The 19180-nt window shown below is 63.9% G+C and carries 15 protein-coding genes and 1 pseudogene; 7 read left to right on the top strand and 9 right to left on the bottom strand.

Annotated elements, in window-relative coordinates; all coding sequences use genetic code 11:
• Positions 1-73 precede the first annotated feature (73 nt).
• Positions 74-193, top strand: a pseudogene (locus tag ACQ4W7_RS13840) (universal stress protein); the annotation flags it as partial.
• 58 nt (positions 194-251) lie between these two features.
• On the opposite strand, the gene ACQ4W7_RS13835 reads toward ACQ4W7_RS13840, so the two are convergent.
• From ACQ4W7_RS13835 to ACQ4W7_RS13820, 4 genes are all read right to left on the bottom strand, one after another.
• Positions 252-2570, bottom strand: coding sequence for an NADP-dependent malic enzyme (locus ACQ4W7_RS13835; RefSeq protein WP_426071890.1), 2319 nt, complete (start codon positions 2568-2570; stop codon positions 252-254).
• A gap of 185 nt (positions 2571-2755) precedes the next feature.
• Complete coding sequence (locus ACQ4W7_RS13830; protein ID WP_436531153.1) at positions 2756-3121, bottom strand: hypothetical protein; 366 nt, start codon at positions 3119-3121, stop codon at positions 2756-2758.
• On the bottom strand, positions 3114-3707 hold the full coding sequence (locus ACQ4W7_RS13825) for an SMI1/KNR4 family protein (protein ID WP_436531151.1): 594 nt from the start codon (positions 3705-3707) through the stop codon (positions 3114-3116). The genes ACQ4W7_RS13830 and ACQ4W7_RS13825 overlap by 8 nt, the downstream gene beginning before the upstream one ends.
• Before the next feature lie 44 nt (positions 3708-3751).
• Positions 3752-4969: an MFS transporter gene (locus ACQ4W7_RS13820; RefSeq protein ID WP_436531149.1), complete on the bottom strand. Its 1218-nt coding sequence runs from the start codon at positions 4967-4969 to the stop codon at positions 3752-3754.
• 120 nt (positions 4970-5089) lie between these two features.
• On the opposite strand from ACQ4W7_RS13820, the gene ACQ4W7_RS13815 reads away from it, so the two are divergent.
• The gene (locus tag ACQ4W7_RS13815; protein ID WP_426071886.1) at positions 5090-5611 is read left to right on the top strand and encodes a MarR family winged helix-turn-helix transcriptional regulator; all 522 of its coding nucleotides are present in this window, start codon (positions 5090-5092) and stop codon (positions 5609-5611) included.
• Here the strand turns inward: ACQ4W7_RS13815 and ACQ4W7_RS13810 are convergent.
• Entirely contained in the window at positions 5608-6213 is a 606-nt protein-coding gene (locus ACQ4W7_RS13810; RefSeq protein ID WP_426071885.1) for a hypothetical protein, read from the bottom strand. The genes ACQ4W7_RS13815 and ACQ4W7_RS13810 overlap by 4 nt on opposite strands.
• Before the next feature lie 89 nt (positions 6214-6302).
• Between ACQ4W7_RS13810 and thiL the strand changes: the two genes are divergently transcribed.
• Positions 6303-7283, top strand: coding sequence for a thiamine-phosphate kinase (thiL, locus tag ACQ4W7_RS13805; RefSeq protein ID WP_436531146.1), 981 nt, complete (start codon positions 6303-6305; stop codon positions 7281-7283).
• A gap of 1 nt (position 7284) precedes the next feature.
• On the opposite strand, the gene ACQ4W7_RS13800 is transcribed toward thiL, so the two are convergent.
• From ACQ4W7_RS13800 to ACQ4W7_RS13790, 3 genes are read right to left on the bottom strand one after another with little or no spacing between them, the layout of a single operon-like run.
• Complete coding sequence (locus ACQ4W7_RS13800; protein ID WP_426071883.1) at positions 7285-9861, bottom strand: EAL domain-containing protein; 2577 nt, start codon at positions 9859-9861, stop codon at positions 7285-7287.
• Positions 9858-11888, bottom strand: a complete 2031-nt coding sequence (locus tag ACQ4W7_RS13795) for a sensor histidine kinase, YfiR-like protein-associated (protein ID WP_436531144.1) — start codon at positions 11886-11888, stop codon at positions 9858-9860. Before ACQ4W7_RS13795 ends, ACQ4W7_RS13800 begins: the two co-directional genes overlap by 4 nt.
• Complete coding sequence (locus ACQ4W7_RS13790) at positions 11889-12506, bottom strand: TOL_0243 family YfiR-like periplasmic protein (RefSeq protein WP_426071881.1); 618 nt, start codon at positions 12504-12506, stop codon at positions 11889-11891.
• Between the two features lie 223 nt (positions 12507-12729).
• Between ACQ4W7_RS13790 and ACQ4W7_RS13785 the strand changes: the two genes are divergently transcribed.
• A complete protein-coding gene (locus tag ACQ4W7_RS13785; RefSeq protein WP_426071880.1) occupies positions 12730-13212 on the top strand; it encodes a CinA family protein in 483 nt (160 codons plus the stop codon).
• Here ACQ4W7_RS13785 and ACQ4W7_RS13780 read toward each other — a convergent pair.
• Positions 13205-14974: a GGDEF domain-containing protein gene (locus tag ACQ4W7_RS13780; protein ID WP_436531141.1), complete on the bottom strand. Its 1770-nt coding sequence runs from the start codon at positions 14972-14974 to the stop codon at positions 13205-13207. The genes ACQ4W7_RS13785 and ACQ4W7_RS13780 overlap by 8 nt on opposite strands.
• A 213-nt stretch (positions 14975-15187) precedes the next feature.
• Here ACQ4W7_RS13780 and ACQ4W7_RS13775 point away from each other — a divergent pair, with 213 nt between their 5' ends.
• The 3 genes from ACQ4W7_RS13775 to ACQ4W7_RS13765 all read left to right on the top strand — a co-directional run bounded on the left by ACQ4W7_RS13775 (position 15188) and on the right by ACQ4W7_RS13765 (position 19180).
• Positions 15188-15916, top strand: a complete 729-nt coding sequence (locus tag ACQ4W7_RS13775) for a P-loop NTPase family protein (protein WP_426071878.1) — start codon at positions 15188-15190, stop codon at positions 15914-15916.
• A complete protein-coding gene (gene traM, locus ACQ4W7_RS13770; RefSeq protein WP_426071877.1) occupies positions 15917-16288 on the top strand; it encodes a conjugal transfer transcriptional regulator TraM in 372 nt (123 codons plus the stop codon).
• Between the two features lie 78 nt (positions 16289-16366).
• Complete coding sequence (locus ACQ4W7_RS13765; RefSeq protein WP_436531138.1) at positions 16367-19180, top strand: M16 family metallopeptidase; 2814 nt, start codon at positions 16367-16369, stop codon at positions 19178-19180.

Raw genomic sequence — 19180 nt, 5'->3', positions numbered from 1 at the left:
ATCGCTATTTACTGGCGATGGCCTTGCAGACGGCCATCGCCCGTGTTTTTGTGACCCATATCAAGCCGAAGTGCATGCCGGCCTGCTGGTGATGGGCGGCTACGGCCACGCGCGCTTCCGCGAAATCCTGCTGGGCGGCGTGACGGAAACCGTGCTGCGCCAGATGACGGTACCGGTGCTGATGGCGCACTGATATGAAAAAAGCCGCGCCACCCTGGCGGATGACGCGGCTTTTGCTGAGCAGCTAGCGCTTACGCTTTGCGTTGCGCCACGGCATCCACGACGCACAGGGCCGTCATGTTGACGATGCGGCGCACGGTAGCCGATGGGGTCAGGATGTGCACGGGCTTGGCGCAGCCGAGCAGGATAGGGCCAACCGCGACACCATTGCCGGCCGCTACTTTCACCAGGTTGTAGGCGATGTTGGCCGATTCGATATTCGGCATGACGAGCAGGTTGGCGTCGTTCTTCAGTGCCGAATGGGGCATGATTTTTTGACGCAGTTTGCTGTCGAGAGCCGTATCGCCGTGCATTTCGCCGTCGATTTCCAGGTCCGGCGCGCGTTCCTTGATGATGGCCAGGGCGGCGCGCATCTTTTGCGCCGAGGCGCTGTCGCTGGAACCGAAGTTCGAGTGCGACAGCAGGGCCGCGCGCGGCGACAGGCCGAAGCGCGTCATTTCCTCGGCGGCCATGATGGTGATCTCGGCCACCTGCTCGGCGTCCGGGTTTTCGTTGACGTGCGTGTCGACCATCACCAACTGGCGTTCAGGCATGATGAGCACGTTCATGGCCGCGTAGACATTGCTGCCGGCGCGCTTGCCCAGCACCTGGTCGATGTACTTCAGGTGCAGCTGGGTGGTGCCGAAGGTGCCGCAGATCATGCCGTCCGCGTCGCCCTTGTGGATCATCATCGAACCGATCAAGGTGTGACGACGGCGCATTTCCAGCTTCGCGTACTCCTCGGTGACGCCCTTGCGGCTGGTCATGGCGTAATACGTATTCCAGTAATCGCGATAGCGCTCGTCGAAGTCCGGGTTGATGACGTCGAAATCGGCGCCTTGCTTCAAACGCAGACCGAACTTCTCGATGCGCGCTTCCAGCACGGGCGGACGGCCCACCAGGATGGGGCGTGCCAGCTTCTCGTCGACCACCACTTGCACGGCGCGCAGCACGCGCTCTTCTTCGCCTTCGGCGTAGACGATGCGTTTGAGTTCGGCCGGCGTCGATTTCGCCTTCAAGAACAGCGGCTTCATGAAGGTGCCGCTGCGGTAGACGAATTGCTGCAGGCTGTCGGCATACGCTTGCAAATCCTTGATCGGGCGCGTAGCAACGCCCGATTCCTCGGCCGCCTTGGCGACGGCTGGCGCGATCTTGATCAGCAGACGGGGATCGAACGGCATCGGGATCAGGTATTCGGGACCGAACGACAGGTTGCTGATACCGTAGGTGGTGGCCACGATGTCCGACTGCTCGGCATGCGCCAGGTCGGCGATCGCGTGCACCACGGCGATTTCCATTTCGCGCGTGATCGTCGTGGCGCCGCAATCGAGGGCGCCGCGGAAGATGTACGGGAAGCACAGCACGTTGTTGACCTGGTTCGGATAGTCCGAGCGGCCCGTGGCGATGATGGCGTCGCTGCGCACGGCCTTGACTTCTTCCGGCAAGATTTCCGGATTCGGATTGGCCAGCGCCAGGATCAAGGGGTTCGGCGCCATCTTGCGCACCATGTCTTGTTTCAACACGCCGCCGGCGGACACGCCGAGGAAAATGTCGGCGTCCGGGATGATCTCGGCCAGGGTGCGCAGCGGCGTGTCTTGCGCGAAGCGTTCCTTGTCCGGGTCCATCAATTCCGTGCGGCCCTTGTAGACCACGCCGGCCAGGTCAGTGACGTAGATGTTTTTCAGGGGGAAGCCCAGGTCGACGATCAGGTCCAGGCAGGCCAGCGCCGCAGCGCCAGCGCCCGACACGACCAGCTTGCAATCCTCGATTTTCTTGCCGACGGCTTTCAAGCCGTTCAGGATGGCCGCGCCGACGATGATGGCGGTACCGTGCTGGTCGTCATGGAAGACAGGAATCTTCATGCGGCTGCGCAACTGGCGCTCGATATAGAAGCACTCAGGCGCCTTGATGTCTTCCAGGTTCACGCCGCCGAAGGTAGGTTCCAGCGAAGCGATGATATCGACCAGTTTATCCGGGTCCATCTCATTGATTTCGATGTCGAAGACGTCGATGCCGGCGAATTTCTTGAACAGCACGCCCTTGCCTTCCATCACCGGCTTGGCGGCCAGCGGGCCGATATTGCCCAGTCCCAGCACGGCCGTGCCGTTGGTGATGACGGCCACCAAGTTGCCGCGCGCCGTATATTTATAGGCATTCGCCGGATCGATGACGATTTCTTCGCACGGTGCCGCCACGCCTGGCGAGTAAGCCAGCGCCAGGTCGCGCTGGTTGGTCAGTTGTTTGGTCGGCGTCACGCTGATTTTGCCGGGGCGCGGGCACTCGTGATACTCGAGTGCGGCCAAGCGCAATTGTTGACGCAATTCTTCTTTTTTATCAGATGACGAATCCATGCTGTGCTGCCTTCCTGTTTGGTCGATCGGGTGTTCCGGATTTTATCAGACCGATTCTTTCAATTAGCTAGGTATTTTCCGCTAGCCACAGTCTGATATCACGAAAACGCATAACCTAGCATTGTAAGGCCGTCCGGCGGCACAAACGCTCTGAACAGGAAAAACTATCAATTTTTATATTTCAATTAGTTTTTATGATAGACACCGGGAGCACGCCACAGCGGCAATGCCTCGACGGCGCGCTCGATATCGTCCATCTCGTCCGCGCCCAAAGTGGCGTCGAAAGGCGCGGACAGGATGCTGCGCATCAGCGCCAGGCGCGTCGTGGCTTGCTGCTCATCGATGAAGCGTGTCGTCTCCGCGCAGTACTGCGCGCGGCGCAGGGCATCGGCGCCGTCATCGTCGCCGTCCGGATAATAATGGCGGCCGATGTGATGCAGCGACTGCAGCAGGAATTCGATCTCTTGCAGGATGCGCAGCGCATCCTCGCCGGACAGCACGATGCGGCGGTTGGCGGGCAGCAGGGAGGGTGGCGTGGCTGGGCTATTCAAAATTTTCATCGATCAGGAATGCATAGTCGTTATCGATCAGCATTTGCAGATAGGCATCGAAACTGCCGGCGATGACCTGATAGTTGTCTGGGTCATGCAGGAAGCGCACGACCTGTCCCACCGTGCCCGACGCCGTGGGCGTGAAATCGATATACAGCCGCGAGGAGCCGCCATTGTTCATGCAATGCGAAAAACACAGGCGCTGGCCCTGCTTGATGCCGGCGTCGATGCGCACGTCGACGATGCCGGGGTCGTCTTCCAGGTAATGGCCATAGATATCGGCGATGCTGCGCTGGTTCACTTGCCCGTCCTCCAGTATCTGCTCGACGGAACTCAGATAATACGGATACTCGAATACGTCCGAGCCCAGCATGTACACCAGCACCGTGCCGCCGGCATACTCCTGGTAGTAAGTGCCGTTGTACTTGCCCAGCAAGCGCAGCAAGCTGTCAGGGCATAGCGGATACGTTAGGCGCAGGCTGGCCAGTTGCGCCGCGCTGGCACCGCTGGCCAGCGCCAGCTCCGCCAACGGCTCCGGCGGCAATGCCTTGAGTACACCTGCAAGATAGTGGTCGACGATATCCATACGTGGCTGGTTCCTGATTTGACGAGTTGGCGCAATATAGCAGCTCAGGATACGCGGCCGGCGCACGGCTGGACCAGCATTCCGCCCGGCGCGAAGCGCACGGCGATCAGCAGCAAGACCACCACGCCAGCGGCCATCACCATCCATGCCTGGGCCAGGCTGGATGAGTGTTGGCGGATCAGGCCGGCAATGAAGGGCATGCTGCTGGCGATGATGTAGCCACCGCCCTGCACAAAGCCCAGCAAGGCGCCGGCGCTGGCCGGGTCATGCACGTGGTCCATGCTGACGATCAGCGACAGGGGGAACAGCGCGCCGATGCCGCAGCCCAGCAGGATCACGGCGGGCAGCGCCAGTTGCGCGGGCGCCACGATCAGGCAAGCCAGTCCCGCCAGCACGGCTAGCAAGACGGGCAACAGCAGGATGCGGCGGTCGGGGTAGCGGTGGATAATGCTGGAAATCACCAGTCCCGCCAGCACCTCCACCAGGGTCAGGCCACCGAGCAGCAAGCCGCTGTCGGCGGCGCTCCAGCCCAGTTCCGTGTAAAACGGCGGCAGCCAGGCCAGCACCAGGGTGTACGCGCCCGTACCGATGCCGAAAAACACCATCAGCAGCCAGGCGCGACGACTGCCCACGGGCAAGCTGGCGCCCGCGCCGCTGGCCACGTCCATGCGCGAAGCGGCCGCGCGGCGCCACAGCAGAGCGGCGGCCACGGCAGGCAGCGCCCACAAGGCCAGCAGCGCCTGCCAGCCCAGCGACTGCGCCAGCGGCGAGGCGGACGCGGCGGCAATAGCCGCCCCGCCCATGATGCCCGTCGTATAAAACCCCATCAGCTGGCCAGCCCGCGCGGGGAAATGGCGCTTGATGAAGGCTGGCAGCAAGGCTTGCACCAGTGCAATGCCCAGGCCGCCCAGGGCTGCCGTGGCGATCAGGCCGCCGCTGCCATGCAAGGGCCAGCGCAGCGCGCAGGCGGCAGCGATGATGGCGATGCCGATGCCGATGCCGCGCGCCACGCCCAGGCGGCGCTGCAGTTGCGCGCCCGCCAGCGCGCACACGCCCATGGCGAACACGGGTACGGTGGTCAGCAAGCCCGCATCGGCATTGCTGATGCCCGTGCTGGCCTGGATGCTGTCAAGCAAAGGACCGATGGCGGCCAGGATGGGGCGCAGGTTCAGGCCCAGCAGGATGATGGCGGCCACCAGCAGGGCGGAAGATGATGCAGAAAAGGGGGAAGCGGCAGGGCGTGCAGGGCGTGTGGAAGGCATGGGATAGTCCTTGCCTCGCTGGGAGGCACATGGTTTAATGCGTCATCAAATATGACTCGATGAAAAGTATCTTAGCATAAAGATATAAATCTATCTTGAGGTCGAGATAAATGGAACCCCATGACAACTACCCCGCAAGAACACACACGCGCGCAATTTGCCGCCGCACAATGGCAGCGCGAACTGCCGCAGATGGATACGCATGCCATGCAGCTGGTGGGCCAGCTGGGCACGGTGGCGCAACTGATGGCGCGCGACTGGCTCAACCCGCTGTTTGCCGAGCACGGTTTGCAGCCGGGAGAATTCGACGTGCTGGCGACATTGCGCCGCTCGGGCACGCCCTACAGCCTGACGCCGACGGCGCTGTACGAAGCGGCCATGCTGTCCTCGGGCGGCATGACCAACCGCATCGACCGGCTGGAAGCGGCCGACCTGATCGAACGCCAAAAGCATCCGACGGACCGGCGCGGCGTGCTGGTGGCCCTGACGCCCCAGGGCCTGGCATTGATTGAACAGCTGGTGCTGCTGCACGTGGAGAACGAGCGCGCCATGCTCTCGCCCTTGAACGCGGACGAACAGCACCAGCTCGACCAGTTGCTGGCCAAGCTGCTGCAGGGCATGGCACAGGCGAAGAAAATTTAGGAAAGCAGGTGCGCCAGCTCGCGCAGCGCCGCATTGCCGCGCCGGGCCAGGCGCTGCAGTTCAGCCGGGTCACGGCTGTCGTACAGGGCCTGGACATGGCCCGCGCTGGCCGCGCGCAAGTCGATATCGCTATCGCGGTCTGGCATCTGGGCGTCGGCCACATGGCCCTCGACCAAGGTCAGGTAGTAATGGCGGGGCTTGCCGCGCAAGTTGGCGGAAAACTGCAGCACCAGGCCGCTGTCGAACAGCAGGGCGCCGCTGCGGCCGCCCTGCTCCAGCAGCACGCGAAACGCCGGCAAAGGCTGCCGCGCCGCACGCAGGAAGCCGGCCAGGTGCACCTGATAACCGAGGTCCAGGCCATTCGCACCCAGCTGGCCGCGCTGCAGATACAGCTTGAACGATGCCCGCACGGGCCGCCCGGCGCGGCGGAACAGGCGCTCGTCCTCGTACAGACACAGCTGGCCGCCGTCGCTGACGGCGTCGAAGCCGTGCGCCACCAGCTCCTGCGCCTCGAAAGTGGTCAGACCGACGGCTTGCGGGTCGCGCAGCCAGCCATGGTCTAGCCAGGATTGCAACAGGACGTGAATATCGATAATGGGCATAGTAAGCGGCTCGGCAGTGGCAAAGGCCTGTATTGTAGGCCAGCCTATAATAGCCGGGTCACACCATCATTCAACGCACAGACTACGCCATGGCCCCACACGACGCGCTTTCCGAATTCGACCTGATCAAACAATATTTCGTGCGCCAGCGCCCCGGCCGCGCCACCCTGGGTATCGGCGACGATTGCGCGCTGCTCACGCCCGGCGCCGGCAAGCAGATCGCCATCTCCTCGGACATGCTGGTCGAAGACCGGCACTTCTTTGCCGGCGCCGACGCCCGCATGCTGGGGCACAAGAGCCTGGCCGTGAACCTGTCCGACCTTGCCGCGATGGGCGCGCGTCCCGTGGCATTTACCCTGGCCCTGTCGCTGCCGCAAGCCGAACGCGCCTGGCTGGCTGACTTTGCCGAAGGCCTGTTTGCGCTGGCCGATACATTCGGCTGCGAATTGATCGGCGGCGACACCACCCGGGGCCCCTTGAATATCTGCATCACCGTATTTGGCGAACTGGCGCCGGGCCAAGCCCTGCGCCGCAGCGCGGCCGTGGCGGGCGACGACATCTGGGTCAGTGGCACCCTGGGTGACGCGCGCCTGGCGCTGGCCGGCTACCGCATGGAGCAAGAGCTGGCGCCAGCCGACCTGCTGACGGCAGCGGTGCGCATGCACACGCCCACGCCGCGTGTGGCGCTGGGCTGCACCTTGGCCGAAACGGGCCTCGCGCATGCGGCCATCGACATCTCGGACGGCTTGGTGGGAGACCTCGGTCACATATTAAAAGCCTCGCAGGTGGGTGCCACCCTGGATGTCGACGCCCTGCCTGCCGGCCCCGTGCTGGCGCGGCAGGACACGCCGCTGCGCCGCCGCTACACGGCCGCCGGCGGCGACGACTATGAACTATGCTTCACGGCGCCCCCATCGTCACGCGACGCCATCGCCGCGCTGGCGACCAGCTGCGGCACTCCGGCCACGCGCGTAGGCCGCATCGAGGCGGAAAACGGCTTGCGTCTGGTGGATGCAACAGGCTTGCCGCTCGATTTGCAGTTATCGTCCTTCGACCACTTCAGCGACTGAGTTAGCGCACCGCCACCCGCGCCAGCCCCGGCTGGTTCACCATCCAGTAGTGCTGGAAGGCCAGGCGGATGTTGTCGCGCAGCTGGGTGTCATCCCACGGTTTCGTATAAAAACGGTAGATGGCGCCCCGGTTGATCGAGTCGAGTACCGCTTCGAGGCCCGTGTAGCCGGACAGGATGATGCGGATGGTTTCCGGGTACAGCTCTTTGACTTTGCTCAAGAATTCCGTGCCGCTCATGCTGGGCATGCGCTGGTCGCAGACGATCACGTGCACGCGGTGCAGCGCCAGCATTTCAAACCCTTCGGCCGGGGTGCTGGCCGTGAGAATTTGATAGCCCTCGGGACGGAACAGACGGTGCAAGGACGACAGCACGTTGACGTCATCGTCGACGATGAGCAGGGTTTGCGCCGGCTGGGCAGCCGGGTCGTGGCCGGGCGGCAGGCCGGCGCCGGCAACGATCATCTGCCCCAGTTCCAGTGCCGGCAGGGCGCGGCTGAAATAAAAGCCCTGGATCTCGTCGCAGCGGTTGCGCCGCAGGTATTCGAGCTGCGGGCGCGATTCCACGCCCTCGGCCACCACGCTCAGTTTCAGGCTGTGTGCCATGCTGACGATGGCCAGCGCGATGGCAGCGTCGTTCGGGTTGCTGGTGATGTTGCGCACGAAGGCGATATCGATTTTCAGCTTGTCGATGGGGAAGCGCTGCAGGTAAGCCAGGCTCGAATAACCGGTGCCGAAATCGTCGATGGCCACCTTCACGCCGATCTTCTTCAACTTGCCCAGCACGACGATGGTGCGCTCGGCGTTCGACATCAGCGCCGTTTCCGTCAATTCCAGTTCCAGCAGTTCCGGCGCCACGCCATGCTGCGCCAGCGCGCGCGTCACCTCGCCTTCCAGATCGCCTTCAGCAAACTGGCGGCTCGAGACGTTCACGGCCACGTGCACGAGCCCCACTTCGCTGTCGCGCCACTCGGCGATCTGGCGACAGGCGGCCTGGATCACCCAGGCGCCCACGCGCACGATCAGGCCCGTGTCTTCCAGCACGGGCACGAATTCGGCCGGCGCCACCAGACCGTAGCCGGGACGGCGCCAGCGCAGCAGCGCTTCCACGCCGCTGATGCGGCCCGTGCGCAAATCCACTTTCGGCTGGTAATACAGGATGAATTGCTCGTGTTCGAGCGCATGGCGCAGGGCCAGTTCCAGGTCCAGGCGCGCCAGCACCTGCACATTCATGCCGGCCGTGAAAAAGCGGTAGCCGTCTCGCCCCGCCTGCTTGGCGCCACCCATGGCCGTATTCGCATACTTGATCAGGGTTTCCGGGTCGGTGGCATCGTCCGGATACATGGCGATGCCGATGCTGGCCGTCAGGGTGGCCGCGTGGCCGCGCAAGTCGAACGGCGCGCGCAAGGCTTCGCGCACCTGGTTGGCCATCGCCACGGCTTCCTGCTGGTTGCGGCTCATGGTCAGGATCAGTGCGAATTCGTCGTTGCCCAGGCGCCCCACTGTGTCGCGCAGGCGCACGCATTCGACCAGGCGGTTGCTGAACTGGCGCAGCAGTTCGTCGCCCAGCGCCGCGCCCAGGGTGTCGTTGATGCTTTTAAAACGGTCCAGCGCGATGAACAGCACCACGATGCGCCAGCTTTTTTCCTGCGCCAGTTCGACGGCCTGGGCCAGGGTCTGGTAAAACAGGCTGCGGTTCGGCAGCCCCGTCAAGCCATCGTAATGGGCCAGGTGCTTCAGGCGCTCCTGCGCCTGGCGCCGTTCGCTGATGTCGCGCGCAACGGCGATCAGCAGCAGGCCGCCCGCACCCTGCCCGCCCGCCACGGGCGCCTGCGCATACCAGTGCCAGCCCAGTTCCACGGGCACCAGGCTCAAGTCGCGCCGCACCAGTTCGCATTCCGTCACTTCCGTGGCCAGGTGGGCCGGGCCACCCGGCAGCGCGGTCAGGGGCGGGGCGGGCGGCGACGGCAGCAAGGTGCCGGGCGCCAGCGCCAGTAGTTCAGCGCGCGCATAGCCGAGCAGCCGGCAAGCGCCGTCGTTGATGTCCACCAGGGTCATGCCCTGCACGTCGACGAGGAAGATGGCGTCGGTGGCGGCGTCCATGGCGCCGCGAAAGCGCTGCAGTTCGGCCGTGCGCTGGCCCACCGTGCGTTCGAGCAGCGTGTTGTAATGGCGCGCGGCGCGGTGCAGCAAGCGCACTTCGAGCATGTTGCGGATGCGCGTGAGCACTTCGAGCGCGTCAAACGGCTTGCTGATGAAGTCGCACGCGCCCGCTTCCAGCGCGGCCAGCTTGGCGTCCGGGTCGGCGGCGATCACCAGCACGGGCAGATAGCCTTCCAGCTCCAGCGGGCGCAAGGTATCCATCACGGCATAGCCGCTCATGCCGGGCATCACCAGGTCGAGGATGATCAGGTCAAACTGATGGCGCTGGTGCAGGCCGGCCACGGCGCGCGCATCGAGGCTGCTGGTGATGGCCGTGTAACCGCCGCTTTGCAGCAGATGCTCGAGCAGGCGCAAATTGACTTCTTGGTCGTCGACGATGAGAATTTTCGCCGCATAGATATCGGCCTGGCTGATCATGCAGCCCCCTTGCCTTTCTGCCGGCGCTGCTGCGCCACATAAGCCAGGGTACTGTTGATCGCCTCGGTAAATTCATCGAGGTTGATCGGCTTGGTGAGATAGCGGTAAAAGCCCAGCGCCATGCTGCGCTCCACATCGCCCGGCATGGCATTGGCCGTCAGGGCGATGACGGGAATGTGCGCCGTGCGCGGATCGGCGCGCAGCAGTTTCAGCGCGTCCGTGCCATTCACATTTGGCAGGTTGATGTCCATCAAGATCAGCTGCGGCAGGTGCGTGCGCGCCATCTCCACGCCCAGGCGGCCATCCGTTGCCGTCAGCAGTTGCAATTGCGGGCAGTAGCGCACGATTTCCTCGACCAGGGTCAGGTTGGCGGGATTGTCTTCCACGTACAGCAAGGTCACGGGGGCGCTGTTGTCGAGCAGCGCTGCGGCCAGATCCGGCCGCGGCAAGGCCGGGGCCACGGGTACGGGCAAGGCATCGACCCTACGCAGCTCAATCCAGAAGGTGCTGCCCTCGCCGGGTGCGCTGGTCACGCCGATGCTGCCATCCATCAGCTCCACCAGGCGCTTGGTGACCACCAGACCGATGCCGCTGCCTTCTTCCGTGCCGCCCTCCTGCCCCAGCCGGTTGAAGGGTTGGAACAGCAGCGCCAGCTGTTCGGCGGTGAGGCCCACGCCCGTGTCGCGCACGCTGATGCGCACTCGCCCGCCCGCCTGCGGCGCGCAATCGATGGCTACCTGCCCCTGCGCGCGGTTGTACTTGAGCGCATTCGACAGCAGGTTCAATAAAATCTGCTTCAGGCGCGTGCGGTCGGCCAACACGTTCAGGGGGTAGGCACCGGGGAAGGCCATGCCGATGCCGCGCTGGCTGGCCAGCGGCGCGATCATGTCGCGGCATTCCTGCAAGATGGCGTCCAGGCCCACCGGTTCCAGCGACAGGCTGACCGTGCCCGATTCCACCTTCGCCAGGTCGAGGATTTCATTGATCAAGGTCAGCAAATGGCGCCCCGATTTCAGGATATGGCCGGCGAACTCCTTCTTTTGCTCCAGGGTCGACGGCAGGCGGTCGGAACTGAGGATTTGCGCGAAGCCCAGGATGGCATTCAGCGGCGTGCGCAATTCATGGCTCATCGACGACAGGAACGCCGACTTGGCATAGTTGGCGCTGCGCGCCTCTTCCATCGCCATGGCCAGTTCGCCATTCGTCATTTCCAGCTGCATCGTGCGCTCGTGCACGCGCACTTCCAGTTCCTGGTTCAGGCGCATGACTTCCTGCTGCGCCTGGGTACGCTGCTCGCCTTCGCGCGCCAGTTCGCCGTTCGAGCGCTCCAGCGCCTGCGTGCGCAGCTCGATCTCGGCCAGCATCTTGTTGAAGGAATCGACCAGTTGCGCCACTTCGTCGACGCTGAGCTTGCGCGCCCGGCGCGAATAGTCGCCCGTCTCGATCACTTCGCGCGCCACGTCGGCGATATCGAGGATGGGCTGCGTGATGACGAAATCGAGGCGGCGCAGCAGCAGCAAGGCCACCAGCAGCGCCAGCACCGTCACGCTCAGCGCGATGGCCAGGTAGTCGGCCGTGCGGCCGGCCAGCTCATAATCGGCGCGCAGGTACACGGTGCCCAGCAATTCGCCATTGTCGACGATGGGCTTGAACAATTCCACAGAGCTGCCCTGGATGCTTGCGCCTTCCTTGCCCGCCTTCGCCGGCAACTCACCCACACCCTGGTTCGCGCGGTAGCTGGCAAACAGACTGCCATCGGCCTTATACAGGGCGCCGGCCGAGACGCGCGGGCGGATGCGCATCAGGTTGAGGTTTTCCAGCGCCAGGCGTTCGTCGTCGAAGGCCAGCGCGGCCGAACTCATGTGCCCCAGCAGTTCGGCCTGGGTACTGATGTCGGCCACCAGGTTGCGGTGGTAGGCGCGCAAGTCATAGACGACGATGGTGCCCAGCGAAATGACGAGCGCCACCAGGGTGGTCAGCAAGACCACCGACATCAGCTTGTGGCGGATGGAACGCAGTCTGATCATCTAGGCGCCCCCCGTTTGCACGCGATAGGCGGCCAGCAGCATGCGCGCGCTGATGCGGATATGTGCCTGCGCCACCGGCTTCAGGGCCACGTCGAAGCGCACCTTGTCTTCGGCCATCACAAAATTGATCATGCTGCCCATCGCGTAGACCTCATCCGAATCGGATACCGTCAGCAACGCCAGGCCACGGCTGGCGGCCAGCATCTCCTGCAGCGCCGCTTTATCCAGCGCGCCCAGGTACAGCACGTGCAGTCCGGCCAGCGCTTCGCCGCGGCGCACTTTTTTCACCTGCACGGCGCGGCCGTTGACGCTATGCCCGGCCACGCTCTGTTCGAGCTGCTCGGCCAGCGCATCGGCCCCCGCCACGCCGATCACCAGCGGAGAGTCGGGCCGGGCAAAGCTGCCGTCGGGCCACTCAACATAGCCGGCAAACTTGTACAGATACGCGGCCTTGACCTGGCGCTCCAGCTCCCCCGGCACCTGCGCCTGCGCATTGGCGCACAGCACGCCCAAGAGCAGCAATAGCCAGCTCCAGCGGAGAGAGCGGCGGCCAGCGCCGCGCACGGGGCTGCGCAAAGGGCCAGAATGACGCCACCAGGTCCAGTTCAGAATTGCCATGACAACCGAGTAAAGATAATACATACGACGACGCGGCACCATGCCGCGTGCCTATTCTGGCGATGCGCACCAGGGCGGCGCGGCAACAGCCCGCCTGCCGGCCCGAAGTGGTAGCAAATGTATAAAAGAGTGTACGCATTTTCGCTGTTACCGGGGAAAGTTTCTTTTACCGTCGACCATGCTACAGTCTTGCCACCCTTTCCACCGCATGCAGGAGTCATCCATGAGCAACCCACTCGTCCCCCTCTCCACCGCAGTCGGCCTGGCCTTGCAGGCGAAGGGCCTGCTGCTGGCCACGGCCGAATCGTGCACGGGCGGCGGCGTGGCGCAGGCGGTCACCGACGTCTCGGGCTCGAGCGCCTGGTTCGAACGGGGCTTCGTCACCTATTCCAACGGGGCCAAGAGCAGCATGCTGGACGTGCCCGCCGAGCTGATCGCCGCACACGGCGCCGTCAGCGAGGAAGTGGCCGCCGCCATGGCGCAAGGCAGCCTGGCCCACAGCGATGCCCAGGTGGCTGTCTCGACCACGGGTATCGCCGGCCCCACGGGCGGCGTGCCCGGCAAGCCCGTCGGCACCGTCTGCTTCGGCTGGGCCATGCACGGGCGCGTGCAGACGCAACGGCTGGTGTTTGCCGGCGATCGGCAAGCCGTGCGCGAACAGGCCGTCATTCATGCCCTGCAGGGGCTCTTGCGGTTTATCAACTGATCTCGGCGATGCAGGCGCGGTCGCGGCCCGCCTGCTTGGCCGCATACAGGGCGCTGTCGGCGCGCATCAGCAACTCGTGGCGGCCGGCGCCATGGCGCGGATACTCCGCGATACCGGCTGAAAAGGTGCAGCCCGTCAAGCTGTGCGGCGCCTGCCGGATCAGCAACTGGCGGTAGCGCGCGGCGATATCGTCGATCTTGTGCGCAGCGATGCTGCTATCGGCTTCGCGCAACAGCAGGCAGAATTCCTCGCCACCATAACGGCACACCATGTCGCTGCCGCGCAGCTGGCTCTCCACCAGGCGCGCAAACTGGATCAGCACTTCATCGCCAAAGTTATGCCCGTAGGTATCGTTGACGCGCTTGAAAAAATCCAGGTCGATGATGGCGATGGCCACGGGCGCATCCGCGTCGGCCGCGTGCAGGATGGCATTCAGACAGGTTTCAAAATGGCGGCGGTTGTACAGGCCCGTCAGATGGTCGCGCATGGCCTGCTCCTTCAGGCTGTCCTGCAAGGAATTGACATGCAGTATCTGGTGCGCCAGCTCGCGGTTCAGGTGCTCGAGCTTGACGTTTTCCGTTTCGCGCGCCGCCTGCAGCTCCAGCGCCTTGTCGCGCTCGGCCTTCAGGCTATGCATTTCCTTTTCCAGGTTGCGCATCAGGCTGCGCGAGGCGCGCCCCGACTTGCTGCTGGCCTCGAACACGGCCTGGTATTGCTGCAGGAAGCCGTACGCGGCTTGCCAGTCGCCCAACTGGGCATTGATCTCGGCCAGCCCGCGCAAAATCTGCTGCTGGTGAAACGGATTGCGCGTCCAGCTCAGCAGGCTGTGCGCCTGCGTCAGCGAAGCCAGCGCCTGCGCCGTCTGGCCCGCATGCAAGTCCAGCTTGCCGCGCACCAGCCACGCATGCATCTGCTCTTCCAGGTCCTGGCCGCGGCGCGCATATTCTTCGGCCCGCAACAGCAATTGCATGGCGCTCTCGGGCCGCTGCAGCAAGATGGCGGCATGGGCGGCGATGCAGAACAAAAAGGCGCGGATGGCCAGGTCTTCTTCCGGCCACTCGTAAAACGGTTCCACCAGCGCCAGCGCCTCGGCCGGCTTGCCGGTGGCCAACAGACACATGGCCAGGTTGGCCGAGACGATGGTTTGCTGGTATTTGAGCTTTTGCGTGCCGATGATTTCGAGCGCCTCGACCAACAGGGGGATGGCGTCTTCGTCGTTGCCCAGGTCATGCTGCGATGACGCCAGGTTCGACAGACTGTTGACCCGGTGTGCGGGGCTGCCAAAACGTTCGGCGATATCGAGCGCCAGCAAAAAATTGCGCGGGCCATCCTGCGTATCGCCACGGTTCAGGGCATCGACGCCCAGGCGCGCGTACAGCATGAACTTGTGCAGCGAGTCGGGTAGCTGCGCGGCCTGGCTGCGCGCCTGCAGGAAGTGCTGTTCGGCAGCGGCAAAATCGCCGCGCCGGCTCGCATACGCGCCTTGCAGGGCAGCTACTTCCATGCCCCCTTCCAGGTCGCCGCCGTGCTGGAAATACGCGCGCAGGCGCTCGCACGATGGCTCGGCCTCACCCGCGTAATACGCCAGCCAGCAATGATTGAGTTCCGCATACGCGCCACCGCGCGCATACTGTTGTCGTTGCGCCGCCGCCAGGGCCATCTGCGCCAGCCGGCGTGCCTGGCGGCGGTTGCCGACCAGGCAAGACAGGGCTTGCTGATTCAGACGGTCTATGTCGGCTTTATCGAGACTGGAGATCGGCACTGCGTCCTCGTTCACACTCTGGGGTGGAATTTTTCACACAAAACTTGCTCTGTATCAATGGTATCCTGATTAACATCATAACCAGATTCGCTCTCGCGCATGGCATATTTGCAAAGAATTGTGGTAAAAATGCCAGTCGTGGCCTGGCTTGGCGCCCGCGCCGCTGTCACGGATCTTTGATTGTCACTGACGCAACAACTTGGAGTAGTCGCAATGCAAAACACGGTACATTTCATCCTGCAGGGCAAGGGCGGCATCGGCAAGACCCTGGTATCGACCCTGCTGGCACAATGGATAGGCGGCAAGGACGACACGCCTTTGCGCTGCTATGACACCGATCAGGAAAATGCCACTTTCTCGCGCTACAAGGCGATGAACGTCAAGCATGTGCCCGTGATGACGGATGCACGCAACATCGACCCGAAACGCTTCGACGCGCTGATGATCGACATCCTCGACACAGACGGCAACTGCGTGATCGACAATGGCGCGAATACCTTTTCGCCGCTGATGGGCTATCTGCTGGAAAACGATTGCTTCTCGCTGCTGGAAGAATCGGGCCGCAAAGTGTACATCCACACCATCGTCGGCGGCGGCGACACCCTGCACGACACGGCCACGGGTTTTGTCGCCACGGCGCAATCGACGAAGGTGCCGCTGGTGCTGTGGCAAAACGAACACTTCGGCCTGCTGCAATCGGCGTCCGGCAAGCAGTTTATCGAATCGCAGTCGTATGCCGACAACCGCGCGCGCGTCAAGGGCAGCATTACCTTGAGCCAGCGCAATCCCGACACCTTTGGCGCGGACGTCAAGAAAATGAACACGGCACGCCTGACAATGCAGGAAGTGCTGCAGAACGACAAGTTCAACATCATGGAAAAACAGCGCATCAAGGTTGTCTACCGCGACATCTTCGAACAACTCGACAAGGTGCAATGGTAGATGGACCAGCACAAACTGCGCAGCCACGTGTTCGACAAGACGGGCATCAAGGTCGACGTGGACGACCCGATATTCGCCCTGGTGGCGCTGAACGAAGCGGTGCTGGCGGAAACCGTCGAGCGCCAGCTGGCCTTGCTGGACGCCGCCACGCAAGCGCTGGCGGCGCAGGCGCGCGCAGCGGGCGGCTTGCCGGCCTTGCCGACGGCAGCCATGCCCCAGCCGGCGCCGGAAGCGCCCATACCCGCGCCATCGCCGGCCGGGTCGGCCAGCTTTACGCCGCGCGAATGGCGCTTGCTGGGCGCGGCCGCCATCGTCTCGCTCGCCTGCGCGCTGCTGGTGCTGGGAGGCGCGGCCCTGCTGTATAAACTGTAGCACCGACCGTAGCACCGTCGCGCTGCGCCAGCCACGAGCGAGCCGCAGCGTCTTCCCCACCCTAGCCTGGAAGCATGCATGAAACCGATCAAACTGTTGGCCATTCCCTCCCTGATGCTGTCGCTGTACGGCGCCCCGCTCACCCTGGCCCACGCCGCCGTTGCCGCCGCCGCGACGGCAGCCACGGCCATGCCAAATATTGCCTACGAAAAATACACGCTGCCGAATGGCCTCGACGTGATTCTCGTGGAAGACCATAAATTACCCGTCACAGCCGTCAACGTCTGGTACCACGTGGGTCCGGCCAATGAAGCGCCGGGGCTGACGGGCTTTGCGCATCTGTTCGAGCACATGATGTTTGCCGCCACCAAGCACGTGCCGCGCGGCATGGCCGACCAGTTGCTGGAAGGCGCGGGCGCCACCGATTCGAACGGCAGCACGGATTTCGACCGCACCAATTATTTCGACACGGTGCCATCGAACCAGCTGGAACTGGCCCTGTGGGCGCATTCAGACCGTATGGGCTATCTGCTGGACGTGCTCGACCAGACGGCGCTGACGAACCAGCAAGACGTGGTGCGCAACGAACGCCGCCAAAGCGTGGAAAACGCGCCCTACGGCATCGTGCAGGAAGCCCTGTATCACCAGCTGTTTCCCAAGACCCACCCGTATTACGCCAGCGTCATCGGTTCGCATGCGGACATCCAGAACGCGAAACTGGCCGACATCAAGGAATTCTTCACCCAATACTATGGTCCCAACAACGCCAGCCTGGTGATCGCCGGCGACATCGACAAGGCGAAGACCAAGGAACTGGTCAAGCAATACTTTGGCAGCTTCAAGAGCGGCCCCGCCGTGCCGAAACCCAATGTCGTGACGCCACCCATTACGCAGGAACGCCGCGTCGTGGTGCAGGACCGGGTCGAATTGCCGCGCGTCTTCATGGCCTGGCTGACGCCGTCCGCCTACGCCAAGGATGATGCGGAGCTGTCGATGGCCGCGCAGATCCTGGCCGGCGGCAAGTCCAGCCGCCTGTACAAGTCCCTGGTGTACGACAAGCAGATTGCGCAGGACGTGGGCGCCAACCAGAGCTCGAACGCCCTCACCTCCGTGTTTACCGTCGACGTGACGGCGCGCCCCGGCCACCAGCCCGAGGAAATCGAGCAAGCCATGCAGGCGGAGCTGGAGCAATTGCGCGCCAACGGGCCCACCGGGAAGGAATTGGAACGGGCCCGCAACAGCATCGAGACGAGCATGCTGAGCCAGGTGGAAAAGGTCGGCGGCAACGCCAACATGATGAACCAGTACAACCAGTACCTGGGCGACCCCGGTTACCTGGGCAAGGATATCGAACGCTACCGCCAGGTGACGGCGGCCGGCGTGCAGCGCGCCGTCGATACCTACCTGAAAAACCAGGCGCGCGTGGTGGTGTATGGCGTGCCGGGCACGCCGGACCTGGGCGCGGAAGTACCGACGCCGGCACCTGGCAAGGTCAAGGCGGCGCCAGGCACGGCCATCAATGCGGATGAGCCGTGGCGCAGCGCCGTGCCGAAGGCCGGGCCCGCGCCGAAGATCGTGCTACCGCAAGCGACGTCCTTCACCTTGAGCAATGGCTTGACCGTGATCCACAATTACAACCCGGCCGTGCCGCTGGTGTCGACCCAGCTGGTGGTGAAAAGCGGTTCGGGCGCCAATCCGCTGGCGCAGCCGGGCTTGTCGGGCTTTACGGCGCAATTGCTGCAGGAAGGCACGGCCACGCGCAGCGCGCCGCAGATCGCCGACGACGTGGCGCAACTGGGTGCTTTTCTGGGCACCGGTTCCGGCGCGGATGCCTCGTTCGCCCAGCTGACGTCGCTGAAAACCACCTTCCCGCAAGCACTCGACGTGCTGGCCGACGTGGTGCAGCACCCGCAGTTCCCGCAAGACGAGGTGGAACGCCAGCGCGCCAGCCGCATCGGCGAACTGGCGCAGCAGCGCGAAAACGCGGGGGCCGTGGCGGCCCGCGTGGAAGCGGCGGCCCTGTATGGCCCGCGGCATCCGTACGGCACCATCCAGCTGGGCACGGAAGCGGCCCTGAAGGCCACCAGCCGCGCCGACCTGCAGGCGTTCTGGCAGCAGCATTATGTGCCCAACAATGCGGCCCTGATCGTCTCGGGCGATATCGGCGCCGCGGAATTGAAGGCGCTGGCCGAAGCCAAGTTCGGCAGCTGGAAGGCGGGCACGGTGGCGCCGTCCGTGACAGCGACGCCGGTCACGACGAAAGCCAGGTTGATCCTGGTCGACAAACCGGGCGCACCGCAGACGGCCGTGCGCCTGTCGACCATCGCCGTGGCCCGCACGACGCCCGACTATGCGCCGCTGCAAGTGATGAACGCGGCGCTGGGCGGCTTGTTTACGAGTCGACTGAGCAATAATTTGCGCGAAGAGAAGGGCTACACGTATGGCGTGCGCTCGCAATTCCAGTACCGGAGCCAGCCGGGGCCGTTCTCCATCGCCGCTGGCGTGCGCACCGACGTGACGGGTCCGGCCGTATCGGAAACCTTCAAGGAAATCCGCGCCATGATCGCCAAGCCCTTAACGGCCAAGGAATTGTCGAATGCACGCAATTCGCAGGTACTGTCGCTGCCGGGCCAGTTCGAGACGAATGCCAGCATCAGCGCCAGCATGGCCAACACGTATATCTACGGCCTGGGCCTCGACTACTACGCGACCCTGCCGCAGCGCTTTGCCGGCGTCACGGACAAGCAGGTGCAGCAAGTGGCAAAGAAATACCTGCAGCCGGAAAAGCTGATCGTCATCGGCGTGGGCGACATGGCGAAGATCGCGCCGCAATTGTCCAAGCTGAAACTGGCGCCCGTGGAACTGCGCGATGCTGAAGGTAAGGTCAAATAA

Source organism: Janthinobacterium algoris, from assembly GCF_051380935.1.
In the GTDB taxonomy this organism is placed as follows: Bacteria; Pseudomonadota; Gammaproteobacteria; order Burkholderiales; family Burkholderiaceae_D; genus Janthinobacterium.
The sequence above is the reverse complement of the archived record's forward strand: the minus strand, read 5'-3'. Positions and strand labels throughout refer to the sequence as shown.

Coding starts and splice junctions, on each gene's coding strand:
- ACQ4W7_RS13835 (WP_426071890.1), bottom strand. CDS start 2,570: ATGGATTCGTCATCTGATAAAAAAGAAGAATTGCGTCAACAATTGCGC.
- ACQ4W7_RS13825 (WP_436531151.1), bottom strand. CDS start 3,707: ATGGATATCGTCGACCACTATCTTGCAGGTGTACTCAAGGCATTGCCG.
- ACQ4W7_RS13820 (WP_436531149.1), bottom strand. CDS start 4,969: ATGCCTTCCACACGCCCTGCACGCCCTGCCGCTTCCCCCTTTTCTGCA.
- ACQ4W7_RS13815 (WP_426071886.1), top strand. CDS start 5,090: ATGACAACTACCCCGCAAGAACACACACGCGCGCAATTTGCCGCCGCA.
- ACQ4W7_RS13810 (WP_426071885.1), bottom strand. CDS start 6,213: ATGCCCATTATCGATATTCACGTCCTGTTGCAATCCTGGCTAGACCAT.
- thiL (WP_436531146.1), top strand. CDS start 6,303: ATGGCCCCACACGACGCGCTTTCCGAATTCGACCTGATCAAACAATAT.
- ACQ4W7_RS13800 (WP_426071883.1), bottom strand. CDS start 9,861: ATGATCAGCCAGGCCGATATCTATGCGGCGAAAATTCTCATCGTCGAC.
- ACQ4W7_RS13795 (WP_436531144.1), bottom strand. CDS start 11,888: ATGATCAGACTGCGTTCCATCCGCCACAAGCTGATGTCGGTGGTCTTG.
- ACQ4W7_RS13790 (WP_426071881.1), bottom strand. CDS start 12,506: ATGGCAATTCTGAACTGGACCTGGTGGCGTCATTCTGGCCCTTTGCGC.
- ACQ4W7_RS13785 (WP_426071880.1), top strand. CDS start 12,730: ATGAGCAACCCACTCGTCCCCCTCTCCACCGCAGTCGGCCTGGCCTTG.
- ACQ4W7_RS13775 (WP_426071878.1), top strand. CDS start 15,188: ATGCAAAACACGGTACATTTCATCCTGCAGGGCAAGGGCGGCATCGGC.
- traM (WP_426071877.1), top strand. CDS start 15,917: ATGGACCAGCACAAACTGCGCAGCCACGTGTTCGACAAGACGGGCATC.
- ACQ4W7_RS13765 (WP_436531138.1), top strand. CDS start 16,367: ATGAAACCGATCAAACTGTTGGCCATTCCCTCCCTGATGCTGTCGCTG.